The 13,732-nt window shown below is 39.2% G+C and carries 13 protein-coding genes and 3 tRNA genes; 8 read left to right on the forward strand and 8 right to left on the reverse strand.

Annotated elements, in window-relative coordinates:
• The first annotated feature begins 92 nt into the window (after positions 1 to 92).
• Positions 93 to 199, forward strand: a tRNA-Met gene (locus Q7J54_00820).
• On the opposite strand, the gene Q7J54_00825 is transcribed toward Q7J54_00820, so the two are convergent.
• Complete coding sequence (locus Q7J54_00825; GenBank protein MDO8740098.1) at positions 200 to 697, reverse strand: shikimate kinase; 498 nt, start codon at positions 695 to 697, stop codon at positions 200 to 202. It abuts the tRNA gene before it with no gap.
• A gap of 143 nt (positions 698 to 840) precedes the next feature.
• On the opposite strand from Q7J54_00825, the gene rnhB reads away from it, so the two are divergent.
• From rnhB to Q7J54_00845, 4 genes are all read left to right on the forward strand, one after another.
• Entirely contained in the window at positions 841 to 1,500 is a 660-nt protein-coding gene (gene rnhB / locus Q7J54_00830) for a ribonuclease HII (GenBank protein ID MDO8740099.1), read from the forward strand.
• Between the two features lie 41 nt (positions 1,501 to 1,541).
• Entirely contained in the window at positions 1,542 to 5,033 is a 3,492-nt protein-coding gene (gene smc / locus Q7J54_00835; protein MDO8740100.1) for a chromosome segregation protein SMC, read from the forward strand.
• Positions 5,034 to 5,079: 46 nt separating this feature from the next.
• Complete coding sequence (locus Q7J54_00840; protein MDO8740101.1) at positions 5,080 to 5,274, forward strand: ferredoxin; 195 nt, start codon at positions 5,080 to 5,082, stop codon at positions 5,272 to 5,274.
• Positions 5,275 to 5,364: 90 nt separating this feature from the next.
• Positions 5,365 to 5,550 carry a DUF1858 domain-containing protein gene (locus Q7J54_00845; protein MDO8740102.1) on the forward strand — a complete coding sequence of 62 codons (186 nt, stop codon included), beginning with the start codon at positions 5,365 to 5,367 and terminating at the stop codon, positions 5,548 to 5,550.
• A 5-nt stretch (positions 5,551 to 5,555) separates the two neighbouring features.
• Here Q7J54_00845 and Q7J54_00850 read toward each other — a convergent pair whose 3' ends face one another.
• Positions 5,556 to 6,689, reverse strand: coding sequence for a glycosyltransferase family 4 protein (locus tag Q7J54_00850; GenBank protein ID MDO8740103.1), 1,134 nt, complete (start codon positions 6,687 to 6,689; stop codon positions 5,556 to 5,558).
• 4 nt (positions 6,690 to 6,693) lie between these two features.
• The gene (locus tag Q7J54_00855) at positions 6,694 to 7,341 is read right to left on the reverse strand and encodes a PIG-L family deacetylase (protein ID MDO8740104.1); all 648 of its coding nucleotides are present in this window, start codon (positions 7,339 to 7,341) and stop codon (positions 6,694 to 6,696) included.
• Between the two features lie 130 nt (positions 7,342 to 7,471).
• Here Q7J54_00855 and Q7J54_00860 point away from each other — a divergent pair, with 130 nt between their 5' ends.
• The gene (locus tag Q7J54_00860) at positions 7,472 to 7,978 is read left to right on the forward strand and encodes a hypothetical protein (GenBank protein ID MDO8740105.1); all 507 of its coding nucleotides are present in this window, start codon (positions 7,472 to 7,474) and stop codon (positions 7,976 to 7,978) included.
• Position 7,979: 1 nt separating this feature from the next.
• On the opposite strand, the gene Q7J54_00865 is transcribed toward Q7J54_00860, so the two are convergent.
• A complete protein-coding gene (locus Q7J54_00865; protein MDO8740106.1) occupies positions 7,980 to 8,189 on the reverse strand; it encodes a hypothetical protein in 210 nt (69 codons plus the stop codon).
• A gap of 119 nt (positions 8,190 to 8,308) precedes the next feature.
• Between Q7J54_00865 and Q7J54_00870 the strand changes: the two genes are divergently transcribed.
• Together Q7J54_00870 and Q7J54_00875 are read left to right on the forward strand one after the other, a co-directional pair.
• Positions 8,309 to 8,707, forward strand: a complete 399-nt coding sequence (locus tag Q7J54_00870; protein ID MDO8740107.1) for a hypothetical protein — start codon at positions 8,309 to 8,311, stop codon at positions 8,705 to 8,707.
• 78 nt (positions 8,708 to 8,785) lie between these two features.
• Positions 8,786 to 8,892: transfer RNA gene (locus Q7J54_00875), tRNA-Phe, on the forward strand.
• Between the two features lie 4 nt (positions 8,893 to 8,896).
• Here Q7J54_00875 and Q7J54_00880 read toward each other — a convergent pair.
• The 4 genes from Q7J54_00880 to Q7J54_00895 form a co-directional block, all read right to left on the reverse strand.
• Positions 8,897 to 11,059 carry a hypothetical protein gene (locus tag Q7J54_00880; protein ID MDO8740108.1) on the reverse strand — a complete coding sequence of 721 codons (2,163 nt, stop codon included), beginning with the start codon at positions 11,057 to 11,059 and terminating at the stop codon, positions 8,897 to 8,899.
• A 1-nt stretch (position 11,060) separates the two neighbouring features.
• A complete protein-coding gene (locus tag Q7J54_00885) occupies positions 11,061 to 13,322 on the reverse strand; it encodes a type II/IV secretion system ATPase subunit (protein MDO8740109.1) in 2,262 nt (753 codons plus the stop codon).
• 1 nt (position 13,323) lies between these two features.
• Complete coding sequence (locus tag Q7J54_00890; GenBank protein MDO8740110.1) at positions 13,324 to 13,473, reverse strand: hypothetical protein; 150 nt, start codon at positions 13,471 to 13,473, stop codon at positions 13,324 to 13,326.
• 150 nt (positions 13,474 to 13,623) lie between these two features.
• Positions 13,624 to 13,714 (reverse strand) — tRNA-Gly (locus Q7J54_00895).
• Between the last annotated feature and the right edge of the window lie 18 nt (positions 13,715 to 13,732).

The following is a 13,732-nucleotide window of genomic DNA, read 5'->3' on the forward strand; positions in this document are numbered from 1 at the left end:
TCCTCGTTCTTTATTAATTTTCTTATTTTTTCTTTAAAAATCCCATTCAAAAGAAAAACGCTTATAAATAAAACACACATTCTCTTCTATATAGCGGGGTAGGGCAGTCAGGAGACAGTAATGCCTCAATGCCCGTTGGGCTCATAACCCAGAGGTCGGAAGTTCAAAATCCGAAAGGATGAAATTCTTCCCCCCGCTATTATTTTTTCAGTCTTTTCTGGATCTCTTCTGCAACACCCTCGATCTCGTAATCTTCATCAAGATCCAGAATTACATCAGCATACTTTCTGTAAAGAGGCAGCCTTTCCTCAAAAAGCGATCTTAATCCTTTCCCCTTCAACCCGACTATTCCTCTTGTAAGGCGGTTCTTTACTTTATCAACTATCTTGAAAGGGGCATTCAAAAATACAACAACGGATATCTTCTTCAGAAATTCCATAGCATTTGCAGAATAAGCCGCGCTGCCTCCTGGTGAAATAACGCAGTTATTCAGCTCACCCAAACCCAGAATTGTTTTTTCTTCTATTTTCATAAACTCTTCATCTCCAAATTCATCAATTATCTGCTGCAGCTTCAGTTTGGAATTTTTTTCAATTATTTCATCAACATCTATAAAATTGTAATTAAGCCTTTTTGCCAGCACTCTCCCCACTTTGCTCTTTCCGACTCCCGCCATTCCGATCAGTGTTATGTTCATTCCTAAGTTTTATTTTCAGGAATATTTAAATCTAATCATTATGTTATATGTTAAGTAAACTAAAATATGGCACATAGTTAGAAACTTTACTTAACACATTATGCAACAATAAACTATTTAAACACTTGCCCTTATCTTCACTTATGATAATCTGCGGTGTTGAAGAGGCTGGGCGCGGCCCTGTTATAGGTCCCATGGTTATGTGCGGCTTGGCTATTGACGAAAACAAGATTCAGCAGTTAAAAGACATCGGCGTAAAGGACTCAAAGCTTCTTTCACCTCATGAAAGAAATCGCCTCTTTGATAAAATTCTAGAACTTGCAGACAAATGTGAAATCACAATAATCCCTCCTGAAGAAATAGACCGCGCAGTCGGAAGGGAAGAGGACATCAATTTAAACTGGCTTGAAGCAAGAAAAACAGCTGATATGATCAACAAGCTCCATCCCGACAAGGTTTATTTGGACTGCCCCTCTCCAAACTGCGAGAAATACGCGGAATATATCAAAAAACTTTTAAAAAATAAAAATCCCGAGATCATAGCAGAGCACAAGGCAGATGTCAACTATCCTATTGTAGGAGCAGCATCAATAATAGCGAAAGTCACAAGAGACAAGGAGATCGAAGCTTTAAAAAAGAGGTTCAAGGTTGACTTTGGCTCAGGCTACCCTGCTGATCCTTTTACTGCTCAGTTTTTAAAGGAAAACTATGCAAAATACCCTTTTTTCAGGAAAAGCTGGTCAAACTATAAGGACGCGGCTGCGCAGAAGAACCAGAAAAAACTTTTTGAGTTCAGGAAATAAACAATAATTTTAAATAGTGTATTTTAATCAAAATTAACAAAATGACAAAAATAAACAAAATAGTAATGCACGGCTTTAAGTCATTCGCAAAGCACACAGAGCTTTTATTTGGAGATAAGTTTAACTGCCTCTTGGGGCCAAACGGAGCAGGCAAGTCAAACATTCTAGACGCGCTCTGCTTCGTGCTGGGCAAAAGCTCAAGCAAGTCATTAAGGGCTGAAAAATCTTCTGATTTCATCTACAACGGCTGGAAAACAAAAAAAGCATCGCCTTATGCAGAAGTTTCAATCTATTTTGACAACAGCAAAAAGATATTCCCGTCCAATGAGAGAGAAGTAAAGATATCAAGGATCGTAAAGCAGAACGGCCAGAGCAAATATAAAATCAATGATAAGACAATGACAAGGCAGCAGGTCTTAGATCTCCTCAACATAGCAAGAATCGACCCGGATGGCTACAATATAGTTCTTCAGGGCGATATTGTCAGGTTTACAGAGATGCCGACTGAAGAAAGAAGAAAAGTCATAGAAGAAATTGCCGGAATCTCAGTTTACGAGGATAAAAAGCATAAGGCTGAGCTTGAGCTTCAAAAGGTAGATGAAAGGCTTAACGAGGCAAATGTTATTCTGAAGGAAAGGGAAACATATCTTAAAGAATTGAAGAAAGACAGGGATCAGGCATTAAAGTATAAGGAATTAAACGATAAGATAAGACAAAACAAGGCAACCTACATTTATACGCAGATGGATAGGGAAAATAAAAAGAAAAAAGAGCTTGATGAAAAAATCCTTAAGCATAAGGAGCAAGTAGAAGCTCTGCAAAGGAATATTTCTAATTTAAAGAACGATATTCTTGACAAGCAAGGGGAGATAAAAAAAATAACTGAAGAAGTTGAAAAGCGCGGATACAAGGATTCTCTTGATTCAGAAATACAGCAGCTTAAAGTAGACACAGCGGCAAACAAGACAAAAATGGAAAGCTTTGAAACTGAGATTTCAAGAATAATGCAGAGAAAAGAGGGGCTGCAGGGCAGTCTTTCGCAGACTGAAGAAAAAATTGAATCATTGAACAAAGAAAAGCTTGGCTTGGAAGAAGAAAAGTCAAGAAAGCTGAAAGAGATAAATGATCTGGTAAAAAAACTGGATGAATTCAAAAAGAGAAACAAGATTGGAAAGGATGTTGAGGATATTGAAAAAGAAGTTGAGGCAATTGACAAGTATCTTGAAGAAAATCAGAACAATATACAGCGGCTAAGAACAGAGCAGCAGGAGCTCTTGAGAAGAAAAGACTTGCTCGAGTTCAGCGTAAAATCGATAGATGAGTCAATCAAAAAAGTGGAGGAAATTGAAAAAGAGCACAAAAAAGACATTCAGGATTTAAAGAGAAAGAAAGAAGAGCTTAAGAAGGCATCGAATGAGCTGAGCCAGCTGCTGAATGAAGATTCTTCACTGGCATTGCAGCTATCAAACTCAAGGGAGAAATTAACAAGATTAGTTGAGGAGCTGTCCAAATTAGAAGCAAGAAGCGTTGGCAGCCAGGAGAGATTTTTTGGCAATATTGCTGTCAAGAAAGTGCTTGAAAACAAAAGCAGGCTCGGCGGGATATACGGCACTGTGGGCCAGCTTGGCAAAGTAAATTCAAAGTATGCCCTTGCCCTGGAAATTGCAGCAGGCCCGAAAATAGATGCTGTTGTTGTGGAAGATGACAAAACAGCTGCAAAATGCATAAAATATCTCAAGGAAAACAAGCTCGGCGTGGCAACATTCTTTCCTTTAAACAAAATAAAGCCAACTCCAATAAAGCCCGAAGTTGAGAAATTAAAGTCGAGCAGCGGCGTGCATGACCTTGCTGTTAACCTTGTTTCTTATGAATCAAGATTCAAGGATATTTTCTCGCATGTATTCGCCAACACGCTTGTTGTTGATAATATTGACGTTGCAAGAAGAATTGGCATCGGAACATCAAAGATGGTGACAATTGACGGCGATTCTGCGGAATTAAGCGGAGCAATGCATGGCGGATTCAGGCACAGGACAAAAGGCATTGGCTTCGAGGAAGAGGACGTAGCCAAAAACATTGAAGACAAAAATGAAGAGGCTGTTGAACTAAAAACTCTTGTTTCCTCTCTTGAAAAAAGAAGAAAAGAAGTTGATGATAAGGTAGTTTCTTTGAGGACATTCAAGGCAAACCTTGAAGGGGATGTAATAAAAATTGAGAAAGGGCTTCACCTTGAAGATTCTGATCTTGATGCCAGCAAGAGAAAGAAAGACTCGCTCGCCGCTGAAATCAAAGACGTTGATAAGAAGCGGGATAAGCTCGAAGACAGCATATCTGCCCTGAATAATGAGATGGCCCAGAACAAAACAAAAAAACAGGAATTGAAAAACAAAATAAATGATTTGAGAAATCCGAAGATACTGGCTGAGTTAAATGCTTTTGAAGAAAAGAAAAAAGAGCTCGATGCTGATGTTATAAACAGGGGCCTCAATATAAAGAATATTGATGACCAGGTACAATCAATACACATCAGGGATAAAGAGAACACAATAAAAATCCTGAAGCAGAATGACAAGGAAATTGAAGGCTTTAAAAAACAGATTGTTGATTTGAAAGACAGGATAAAAAACCAGTATTCTGCTCTAAAGGAAAAAGAGGACAAGCAAAATGAATTCTATTCCAGATTTGAAGCTCTTTATAAAAAAAGAACCAAGCTGACTGACGAGATTTCAGAGTCGGATAAAAAAACAGAGTCTTTGGCAGCAAAGTTAAAAGAGGGCGGGGATGTAATAAATGGGCTTTCTATCGACGAAGCTGCAATAAAAGCAAGGCTTGCTGGATTAGATGAAGAGTTCCAGCAGTATGCCGGCGTTAAGCTCGCTTCACACAAGTCTGAAGAAGACCTAAAGAAAGAGATAAATGAATTTGAAAAGATGAGAGACAACATAGGAAGCGTCAATATGAGGGCATTGGATATCTATGAGGCTGTTGAGAAGGAGTTTAATGCGCTTATTGAGAAAAAAGAAAAACTCAGCACAGAGAAAAAAGATGTGCTTAATATGATGGCAGAGATTGAGGGCAAAAAGAAAGACCTATTCATGAACACAATGGTTACAGTAAACGACCATTTCAAAAAAATATTTAGTTTGCTCTCAAACAAAGGGGACGCATTCCTGGAGCTTGAAAATGAGCAGAATCCATTTGAGGGCGGTGTTAAGATAAAAGTAAGAATAATTGGAAATAAATTTTTAGATATCAGAAGCCTGTCTGGCGGAGAAAAAACACTCACAGCGCTTGCATTCATCTTTTCGATACAGGAGCATCAGCCGGCATCCTTCTATGTTCTCGATGAGGTTGACGCTGCTCTTGACAAGCACAATTCAGAAAAATTTGCAAAGCTGATAGGCCAGTATTCTGAAAAAGCCCAGTATCTGATGATCAGCCATAATGACCATGTTATTTCAGAAGCAGATACTTTATACGGAATAACAATGGATGAAAACAAGATAAGCAAGGTTGTCAGCATGAAAATATGATTCATAAGCTATATAAAAGAAACAGAAAGAATAAAACTGTGATTTTATGGCGAAAATAAAGATAATATATGACAAGGAAGCGTGCATCGGCTGCGGAAGCTGCGAAGCTGTATGCCCGGAAAACTGGAAATTAGAGGGCGATAAGGCAATTCCTAAGAAGCTGGAGCTGACTGATGTTGGCTGCAACCAGGAAGCAGCAGACAGCTGCCCTGTTTCAGCGATAAAGATAGTTAAAAAATAAGGTGAGAAAATGAAAAGTAAAAAAACAACAAAAACAAACAAAACAAAAATAAAAAAATCAAAGGCAATAAAAGATAAAATCACAAAGAACATGACAATCGGAGAAGTTGTTCTGAAATATCCCAATACAGCAACTGTTTTCATGCAGCACGGGCTTCATTGCATTGGCTGCGGAGTTGCCCAGTTCGAGACAATAGAACAGGGAGCAGCTGCGCATGGGATCGATGTTAAAAAATTAATGGCAGATCTCAACAAAGCGGCATCCAAAAAAGAATAACAGACTCAGCTATAAAGCTCCAGCACTCTTTTTACCTTGTAAATAGTTTTTTCCCACGAAAATTTCTCCACTATTGTTCTTCGCGCTTCTTCACCAAGTGCAGCCCTCGCTTCAGGGCTCTTTATAAGAAACTCCAGTTTTTTAGATAAGATGTAAGAGTTCTGCTTTGGAAACAAAAGCCCGTTCTTCCCGTCCCGGATATATTCTTTTACAACACCCACGGGCGTGCATACAACCGGCAGGCATGCTGACATAGCTTCCATTGTTGACAGCGAGCTCGTCTCTGTTAAGGAAGGCAGGACATAAATATCCATTGCCTGCAGATAAGGCACAACATTATTTACCGCGCCGCTCAAAATTATGCTTTTTCTTCTTCCGAATAATTCTTTCAATTCTTTTCTTCCTTCCCCTACAATAAGCAGCCTAATATTCTGGTAAGATCTTTCAAGCCTTATGAATGCCCTGTATAATGTAAGCAGGTCTTTTTCAAATCCGATTCTTCCGACAAAGCCTATAATGATGCTGTCTTCGGCCAATCCCAAATTCTTCTTCGCTTGTTTTTTATTTGTTGAGGGGATAAATTTATGAACATTCACGCCCAGCTGCACAACTGTTTTTTTTGTCTTTATCCCCTGCCATGTCAGCAATTCAGCAATCTGTAAAGAAGGAACCATTATTATGTCGCATTTATTATAAAGAAACCATGCAATTATCTTGACTATAAAATACGTCCACCACCCGATAAATCTGTTTCTCGATGTGCTTTTGCTTACAAGTTCCCATTCTATTGAATGGATATATGCTATTGCTGTTTTTTTCAGCCTCTTTGCAATAAAAATAGTGGCTGCGCCGATTGGCCCGATTGTCTGTGTCCAGACTAAGTCAGCATCTTTTACAAACTGCTTTATGCTCTTATAAACAATCTTTGGAGGGTTATAATCGCCGATCTGGAATTCGTGCACTTTGAGCCTTATCACTTTTACATTTTCTATCTCCTTGTACTCTCCTTTAAAATCCGGCGCAAGCACTGTAACATCATAATCGTCTTTTATGGCGGGCAGTATCTCTGACAGAAATCTTGAAACGCCATCCCATCTTGGCAAAAATGAGTCTGTTGCAATCAAAAGCTTTGGTTTCATCTTGTTACCTTTCCTTCCAAAACACCTCTGCAAACCTGCATTTATTTTTTAGGCCATTGACTATTGCCTTCAAATAAACGCTCCACAAAAGGAATAATAGCGAGAGCTTCTGGCTTTCAAAGCAGTTAAGTGCGTTTATCTTTGTCTTGAATGTATCTGAAATATCAACAACAAGCTTCGGGAGGTTCCTTTTTCCTATCTTTAACGGATTCCAGATTGCAAAGCTGTAAACATCGCCCTTATAGCTTAATTCATCTGCAATCTCCATTACAAGCTGGTATGTTTCCCGATGGTCTTTATGAGGATCATCTGATGTATGCGTGAATATCTTCGATGGCTTTATTTTTTTAATAATTTTTTTAATGTTCTCTTTCATATTTTTTTCTTCTGCCTGCAGCCTGAATTTTCCCTCTTTCAAGCCGATAAAAACAACGCCCTTGCCGCCAATGACTTCATCTGCCTTTTTTGCTTCATCAACCCTTGTCTCAACTGCCACTTTCCTTTGAAAATGAGGATGGCTGCTCTCGCCGTATGAAAGGACAATCGTATATATTTCCTTCCCTTCTTTCGCATATTTTGCCAAAGTGCCGCCTGGACCGAATATCTGGTCATCAGAATGGGAGCATATTACAATTATTGATTCTGTTGGCATAAGCCTTGTTTTAGGGGAAGTTATTAATTAATCTTTCTAAATCCGGCCTTGAAAATAAAAAGATTTATAAAGGGAAAATACGGGTTCGTGTATGGCCGTAAATCCTATTTAGGGCTTCTAAAAAAAGAAGATGAAACTTTCAAACAACATAATTGAAAATGTAGTCAAAGAAGTCGCTGGCGAAGACACGATTCCTTTAGTCAGATATCTAAAGAACAAGAAAAATGTCTCTGAGTTCAAGATAGCAGAAGCTGTAAAGCGGGAAATAAACGAAACAAGAAATATGCTTTACCGCCTCTATAATGCGAATATGGTCTCTTTTAACAGGAAAAAAGACAAAAAAAAGGGGTGGTACATCTATTATTGGACTTTCGACAATAAAAGGGTCAAATATCTCTTTTTTGATTTAAAAAGGAAGAAAATAGAGAAGCTTAAGGAAAGGCTCATAAGGGAAAACAGCGGCATTTTTTTCATCTGCAAAAACAAGTGCATCCGCCTTATTTTTGAGCAGGCTGTTGATTTCAGCTATAAATGCCCCGAATGCGGCCAGCTTCTTGAGCAGGAAAACAACAGCAAAACAATAGAAGATATAGAAAAAGAAATAAGAGATTTGGAAAAAGAGCTAAAAACGAGTTAATTTATTTCTTTTTGCCCTTAACTGCCTTTTCTATTCTGTATTCCTCTTTAACTATCTTGTTGGCCATGTTTTCTATATGCATTTCTACCCTGGCTATTCTCCTTTCCATAAGAACAAGCACGCGCAAACTGTAGACTATTGCAGCCAATGTCCCAATTATAATGGCTAATGTTATCCTAATCACGGCATCTGTTCCTGCTAAAGCAACCATCAAAATCACCTCTTTTATACACTATGATAAACACTTATAAAAATCCGTAGTATATAAATTTTTGGTTTTTTTAAACGAGAACAAATAACTTTATAAACTAATTATAATTTCTGGCTGCTATGAACGTAAAAGATCTGGAATCAAAACAAGGCAATGTTGACATTGTGCTTGACATAGTTGAAGTTTCACCTCCCAGAGAATTCAGCAAGTTCGGAAGAACCGGGAAAGTTGCAAATGTAATTGCAAAAGACCATCTCGGGGATAAAATAAAAATAACGTTGTGGAATGACCAGATCGAAACAGTTAAAGCAGGAGATAAGGTTCATATTAAAAACGGCTATGTAAATGAATGGCAGGGAGAAAAGCAGCTTACAACAGGCAAGTTCGGAACATTAGAGGTTGTTAGTTCTTCTGCACCAAGCGAGAAGAAAGAACCTGAAGAAAGCAAGGAAATTTTTTCCAATATAGTCAAGGAAAATGAAGGGGAAGATATCGATCTTGAAGAAGAAGAGATATAATTTTGTTTTAAAAAATTCTGTTTTTCTTGAAAAAAAGCGAAAACAATATAAATAATCATAAAATCAAGATTCTATAGCGGGGCGTTAGCTCAGCCTGGGTCTGCAATACGCAGGAAAGAGCACACGGCTGAAGACCGTGGTGTCAGGGATTCAAAAGAATTATGCTGAAAGTTCCCTACGCCCCACTTCTTATATTGCGCCACCTGTTCCTTGAAGTGAAGGCAAAATCTGTACAGTAATCAGGGTGAATATTACTGTGATTATCGCTGCAACAATGCAGTAAAGTATTAGGCTCTTCATCATATTGTTCCCGAGAAGATATTTTTCATTTAATGAATCAGATCCGTTCTCTATTCCATTCTCAAGCACAGTCAGCAAATAAATTATCTGAACTATGTAAATCCCAACAACAAGCTGGAAGTAATATGGCGGAATCCCTGGGTTGTCGAAGATGTTGCCCAGATTTTGTCCTCCATCTGCAACAGTTGGCATTATTTTTGCGATAGCCCCAAGTATTGATGTTATCATTGCCGTTATTCCTATCACAATACCGGATATCACAGGAGTTAGAAAATTTATCTGTGATTTCATCGACGATATTATGTCTGCCATCAGGTCCTTCAGCCTTTCATCAACTTTATGTATTTCTTTTATGTAACGAGAAACATTTGTTAATGACTGCGCAGCAATCATTGCTCCTTTTTTTGAGCTTTCAACCAGCACTTTCATAGAGCTTTCGATTATATTTGAGGGAAAAGACAGCAATGCTCCGTATTTTGGATCGAATATTGCTTGCTGAACGCTCATGCCAAGCCTTCTTATGTTCTGATCAACCTTCTGGAAAAAGCTCCCGGAAACCGTGCCTTGCATATCTTCAGCTACTTTGCCAAAAGCAATCTCTGCAGGCAGCCCATCTCCAAGGCGGGATCCAAGTGCAAATAAAGCAGATGCAAACTCAGTTTCCAGGCGTTTCGAATCCTCTCTTATTTTCATTAAATGATCTGATCTCAGCTTGAAGTAAATTCCAATTGCGATTCCTAAGCCGAGAGGCAGCAATAAGCTGAATAAAGCTGCTACAGGGCTATATGGTCCGGTTTCAATTCCCGTAGTTTTTTCAGGCCTATAATCGAGAAGTTTTATGTCCAAAGCGCTACCACCGCCGACTTCCATTATTATTGGGTCAAAGCCCGGAAATATTATATGATATATGATTGGCGTGAGGCCAATAATAAATAAGACCGATGCAATAATAACCGATGCAATGATCGGGCTGATTAAAATCTCAGACTTTCCGATTTTTATAACTATATTTTTATATCTCCTGAACTGCGGATTGAACTCAGATATATCTGTATCACCATAGCCAGTTGGCCTTTGCGACAGTATGTTTTTTCCCATATAAAAAACAGCTATTGGCAATGCAATATTATAAAGAGCCGCTAAATGGAACCACTTCACGCCTCCCATAAAGCTGACAACTAAAGGCAGTATGACCAATCCGAGTATTGGCAAAATTATCCCCATCATATGCAGCATTGTAATGGGTGATTGAAGGCCGTGCGCATAATGCAGCATTTTCTCGTAAGTTTCTTCAAGAATAACCGATAATGACTTATCAAGCAAACCCTGTCTTCTTGCCTCATCTCCCTCATATAATGATGATTCAATTAAATGTATTGCTTCAATAAACTCCATATTCCATTTTCTCCATGATTCGAGATATGCCCCCATGGAATCCTTTACCGACTTATACTTCTCAGTTTCAACATCCCACAAAACCTTTTTTAAATCGAGTGAAAGCGGCGGCGTAAGATGATTTGATGCAAATTCGATTGCGAGCTCCAAGTTTGAAGTGTGCCTCATATAAGTCACAATATAGAATACGCACAGCACCATCTGGTTGCTTGCCTTCATTCGCCAGCCATTGGCGAGGTATTCTGGAATCTTTTGTAGCGGCAAAATCATTATCAGGGCAGCCATTACGAAAAACATTACGAAAAACAATCCGCCAGTCAGCACAAATCCAAATACAGATCCGAGCAGGGCAACAACCAAGGGCATCAGCAGCGAAAAGCTTTGAACGCCGGCAGGAGTGACTTCAAGATGCGCTATTTTTATTGATTCTTCAATTGCAGGAAGGGCTTTCTTGCTTGGCTGCATCCTGAGAATTTTCTCGCTAATATTGCAAAGCTGCTCATAGATCGTATATTGCCTTGGCATCAGCTCTTTTTTGAATGTTTTATATTCACGAGAAAGTACTTTTGGCGCGCCTGTTTCCTGCTTGCCTTCTATGGCTAGCTTTATCTTATCCTCATACCTCTTTTTCAAATCATCAAATCCCAGATTATCCATTTTAGCTTTGCTTGACGGCCCTCTTCAGCCATTCATTCCAGTCAAAAAATATTCTTTTCGAATCTAAAAATCCGACTTCTTCTTTTACAGCATCAGATATTTTGTGAAATTTGTCATTTGCCAGAACAACAAACTTTGCTTCGAGCAAATCAGGCGTTTTCGTCTTATCAGCTGCATCAACTATTGCTTCTTTTATTTTAGCCCTTAGCAGTATATTGTCCCATACTGCATCCCAGTTGCCAGCCCATTCCTTGACATTGCCTGCTATTGCTTTCAATATGTCAGAATCTCCATTTACCAGATCCTTGCTCGCTTCTAAGCTGTCTGTTTTTGAATTGTATTTCATTAAATCGACAAACCCGCCTTCAGTCAAAGGATCATCTTCCCAGAATTTCCTGACTTCAGTTATTTGCGTAACTCTTCTCCATCTGTGAAGGCCGTCTGCTGATCTTATAGGATTTGCAACAACTATGACATCAGTTGCCTTGAAGCTTGTTCTTGGCACTCCAAGATCATTAACAACCCTGTCAAATACGCCATAAGGTGAATCGCCATGTATTGTTCCTGCAACAACATTTGCTAATGCGCCCACTCTCATTGCCTCATATAGTGCTTTTGCTTCTGTCGAACGAACTTCTCCTACAACCAGCGCAGAATCTCCTAATCTGAGCGTTGATCTTATTCCCTCATCCGCAGAAACTTCTGTTGTTCCTTTGGTTAAAGCGCTTGCCACTTTCATTGACTGTATGTTATAGCCCAGATTTCTAAGGGCAGAAACCGGGAGTTCTAAGGTGTCCTCAATAGTTATTATCCTGTATTTTCTCATGATATCAACCATAACAGCCCCCAGCAGTGATGTTTTTCCTGCAGATCTTGTTCCTGCAACAAGCATTGTCCTTGATCCATCTATTATGAAACTAAGAATTCCTCCTGCAAGCGGATTTATCATTCCATTCTTGATGAACAATGGCAAAGTCCAGGGCTTATCCCTGTGCCTCCTGAATGCATATGCCAGTCCAGTTGGGTTAAGAGGGGGAGAAATAACACCGACTCTTGCCCTTGCCCCGGGTATTGAAATTTCTGTATCGAGAATCGGATTTGCTTCATCCAATGGCCTTCCGGAAAGCATCCTTAATTTTGATGCCCATGATTCTGCTTCTGTGCTTGTCGGAATGATGTTTGTCATGCAGTCCCCAAAATCCTGGTGCACAATAAACATAGGAGTCCTACCCATTGGGCTGTTGATTGTAACATCCTGCACTTTCTCGTCTTTCAGCAAGACTTCAATAAGCCCGAATCCGATTGTATATCTGACCAGAATGCTTGCCAATTCGCTGATCTCCCTCTCCCTCATCTTCATATTTTTGTAAGATGCAAGTTCCTCTATCAAATCCCTTCCGACATTGAAGAAAACTTCCCTCATTCTTTCAGGGTCTGTGAACTCTGCTTTTGTCGGCTTATGCTCGGCCATTATCTTTCTTGCAGCATCCAGCACATCATACTTTTCCTCGCTTAGCTTAAATTCGGGCGGAGTCATATGATAAAGGTACTGTACGGTGTCAGGAAACCCGAATATCATGACTTCGGTGCCGTCAATATCGTAATTATCCAGCTCTTCGCCATTTTCAGGATAAGCTGCCATTAATTTTGTGAACATGAAATCCGGCTTTATTATCGGGTTGAATATCTTTCTGTAAACAGCCCTGTCCCCTCTTTTGTATCCTGCAAGATAAGGCTGCGCAAGAGCCATCATCTTTGTTTTGCTTAAAAGCCTCAGCACATAATTCAATATTGAGAGGTATTTTTTAGAGCATGGAACATACCGCTCGTCAATGGTTTTTTCCAGTATTATTTTTTCATGCCTTATTAACCGCTTGATTTCAATATATGCGTCTATCGGGTCAGATTTAAGCATCTTAAAAACAATATTCTGCGTATCAGCATACCATTTATCCGCGTAAGCCCTGCAGTAGGGATCTGATGCAAGATTTTCATAGCCAAAAACATCGCGCTGCTTTGTCAGATGCTTGTAAAGCCTCGCTATCTCTGCCAGCAGCCTGGTTTGCGCATAATCATACTCATAATCCCTTTTCTGCGAGAATACTATCTTCGTGATATTGCCTATCTCAGTTAATACATCTACTGCGCGGGACATGCATGCTGATGAATCTTCCAGTGAAGGGGCAAAATCCCAGTTTTCGGCGTTGAACTTAAGCACAGTATCCTCGCCTTCCCTTATTACATCATAATCCTCGTCCGGCATATTATTTCCTCTTCTGGTTTTGATTTTTTAATGTTTCAAGAGCAATCTCAATCAGATGCGACTTATTCCTGTATCTTGTCTTGTCTTTTAATTCAGAATCGATCCATTCGATCAGGTCTTCTTCAATTGTCGCGCTGATTGGCTTTTTCATTGCATTTTCAGATCATCATCTTGCAAGGCATTCATATTGTTTATATTATAAAATATATTTTATAGTATTTTATTTATTTTATAATATACTTGAAAGAAGAAGTATTTAAGGATTGCGGTTTTTTGAAATTTGGCTAAGAAAAGGGTTAAATGCACCGGCCGGGATTTGAACCCGAATAAATGGCTCGCTTCTAAGCATTGGCTAGTGGAAGGCCATTGTCATGCCATTAGACCACCGGTGCACAGCTTGTGAAAAACCA

It is taken from the genome of Candidatus Woesearchaeota archaeon (assembly GCA_030651135.1).
Classification (GTDB): Archaea; Nanobdellota; Nanobdellia; order Woesearchaeales; family JACPBO01; genus JACPBO01.

Excerpts from the sequence above, each read along its gene's own strand:
- Q7J54_00825 (MDO8740098.1), bottom strand. The coding sequence starts at position 697 with ATGAACATAACACTGATCGGAATGGCGGGAGTCGGAAAGAGCAAAGTG.
- rnhB (MDO8740099.1), top strand. The coding sequence starts at position 841 with ATGATAATCTGCGGTGTTGAAGAGGCTGGGCGCGGCCCTGTTATAGGT.
- smc (MDO8740100.1), top strand. The coding sequence starts at position 1,542 with ATGACAAAAATAAACAAAATAGTAATGCACGGCTTTAAGTCATTCGCA.
- Q7J54_00840 (MDO8740101.1), top strand. The coding sequence starts at position 5,080 with ATGGCGAAAATAAAGATAATATATGACAAGGAAGCGTGCATCGGCTGC.
- Q7J54_00845 (MDO8740102.1), top strand. The coding sequence starts at position 5,365 with ATGACAATCGGAGAAGTTGTTCTGAAATATCCCAATACAGCAACTGTT.
- Q7J54_00850 (MDO8740103.1), bottom strand. The coding sequence starts at position 6,689 with ATGAAACCAAAGCTTTTGATTGCAACAGACTCATTTTTGCCAAGATGG.
- Q7J54_00855 (MDO8740104.1), bottom strand. The coding sequence starts at position 7,341 with ATGCCAACAGAATCAATAATTGTAATATGCTCCCATTCTGATGACCAG.
- Q7J54_00860 (MDO8740105.1), top strand. The coding sequence starts at position 7,472 with ATGAAACTTTCAAACAACATAATTGAAAATGTAGTCAAAGAAGTCGCT.
- Q7J54_00865 (MDO8740106.1), bottom strand. The coding sequence starts at position 8,189 with ATGGTTGCTTTAGCAGGAACAGATGCCGTGATTAGGATAACATTAGCC.
- Q7J54_00870 (MDO8740107.1), top strand. The coding sequence starts at position 8,309 with ATGAACGTAAAAGATCTGGAATCAAAACAAGGCAATGTTGACATTGTG.
- Q7J54_00880 (MDO8740108.1), bottom strand. The coding sequence starts at position 11,059 with ATGGATAATCTGGGATTTGATGATTTGAAAAAGAGGTATGAGGATAAG.
- Q7J54_00885 (MDO8740109.1), bottom strand. The coding sequence starts at position 13,322 with ATGCCGGACGAGGATTATGATGTAATAAGGGAAGGCGAGGATACTGTG.
- Q7J54_00890 (MDO8740110.1), bottom strand. The coding sequence starts at position 13,473 with ATGAAAAAGCCAATCAGCGCGACAATTGAAGAAGACCTGATCGAATGG.